Source organism: Bilophila sp. 4_1_30, from assembly GCF_000224655.1.
Taxonomy (GTDB): domain Bacteria; phylum Desulfobacterota; class Desulfovibrionia; order Desulfovibrionales; family Desulfovibrionaceae; genus Bilophila; species Bilophila wadsworthia.
Window position 1 is genome coordinate 1 of the sequence record NZ_JH114260.1, and the last position, 1,205, is coordinate 1,205.

Here is a 1,205-nt window from a genome sequence, read left to right on the forward strand (position 1 = left end):
CGCCCACGGCGACATTCTCATGTTGGGGGCCTATTTCGTCTTTTACGGCACCACGACATTCTTCCTGCCCTGGGGGGTGGCCGTGGTGGTGGCCATCCTCGCGGCCAGCGCCGTCGGCATCCTGGTGGACCGCATCGCCTACCGGCCCCTGCGCGACGCCCCGCGCATTTCGGCGCTCATCAGTGCCATCGCCGTATCCTTCTTCATCGAAAGCCTCTCCGTGGTGGTGTTTTCCGGCCTTCCGCGCCCCGTGTACCAGCCGGAATGGCTCATGACGCCCATCAATTTCGGGCAATTGAAGCTGCTGCCGATCACGCTGGTCGTGCCCGTGGTCAGCTTCGTGCTCGTGCTCGGGCTCCTGTGGATCATCCACCGCACCAAACCGGGGCTGGCCATGCGGGCCATCTCCAAGGACATCGAGACCACGCGCCTGCTCGGGGTGCGGGTCGACCGCATCATCGCGCTGGCCTTCGGGCTCGGCTCCGCGCTGGCGGCGGCCTCGGGCATCATGTGGGCCCTGCGCTACCCGCAGATCAACCCCTACATGGGCATCTTCCCCGGCTTCAAGGCCTTCATCGCGGCGGTGCTCGGCGGCATCGGCTCCATCCAGGGCGCCATGATCGGCGGGCTGCTGCTCGGCTTCATCGAGATCATGACCGTGGCCTTCATGCCCAGCCTGTCCGGCTACCGCGACGCGTTCGCCTTCGTGGTGCTGGTGCTCGTGCTCCTCGTCAGGCCCACCGGCCTTTTCGGGCAGCGTTCGGAGGAAAAGATATGAAGACCTCCATGCGCAACCTGCTACTCAATCTCGCCGCCATCGGCCTGCTGGCCCTGTTCCTTGTCTGGGCGGAGACCAACCTCGACGGCTACAAGGTCCAGATCCTCAATCTCATCGCCGTGAACGCCATCCTCGCGCTGTCCCTGAACCTCATCTACGGCTTCACCGGGATGTTCTCGCTCGGGCACGCCGGGTTCATGGCCATCGGGGCCTACGTTTCCGCCCTGTGCGTGCTCCCCGCCGCCCAGAAGGAAATGATGTGGATCCTCGAGGACATCATCTGGCCCTTCTCGGTCATCCATACGCCGTTCTGGTTCTCGGTCGTCGCCGGGGGCTTCGTGGCCGCGATCTTCGGGCTGTTCATCGCCATCCCCGTGCTGCGGCTCGGCGGCGACTACCTCGGCATCGCCACGCTGGGGTTCGCGGA

General features: G+C 65.3%; 1 protein-coding gene and 1 pseudogene. Both read left to right on the forward strand.

Annotated elements, in window-relative coordinates:
- Positions 1 to 778 (forward strand): branched-chain amino acid ABC transporter permease (locus HMPREF0178_RS19995; RefSeq protein WP_009369355.1); only part of this gene is annotated, 778 nt, incomplete at its 5' end.
- Positions 775 to 1,205: pseudogene (locus tag HMPREF0178_RS20000) on the forward strand (branched-chain amino acid ABC transporter permease); the annotation flags it as partial. The gene HMPREF0178_RS19995 and the pseudogene HMPREF0178_RS20000, both read left to right, overlap by 4 nt.